At 46.5% G+C, this 254-nt stretch carries 1 pseudogene; it reads right to left on the bottom strand.

Going from position 1 to position 254, the window contains the following annotated elements:
• A pseudogene (locus KVT45_RS55445) lies at positions 1–254 on the bottom strand (GNAT family N-acetyltransferase); the annotation flags it as partial.

Genomic DNA, 254 nt, shown 5'->3' with positions numbered 1-254 from the left:
CACGATATTCTTTGTAGAGGGAAATTGCCAGAGAGGGTGTGGCATCGTCTATGTGTCCGTAGTCGTTCATTATGCGGGTCCAGACGGCTCCGACAATCTTGCCGTCAACCTCTGCGGCTAATCCATGATCAGCTTTTGATTCTCCGAAACGTGCCACATAAACCTGTAATTCAGGAGACAGGATAATACTTTTTGGCGGCGGTTCCACACCTTTCGGAATAAAAATCGCCTCATATAGGAAATCGTTCAATAAC

The sequence above is a fragment of the Streptomyces sp. GbtcB6 genome, from assembly GCF_019091475.1.
Taxonomy (GTDB): Bacteria; Actinomycetota; Actinomycetes; order Streptomycetales; family Streptomycetaceae; genus Streptomyces; species Streptomyces hyaluromycini.
Note: the sequence above shows the minus strand (reverse complement) of the source record. Positions and strands in the feature narration are given on the sequence as shown.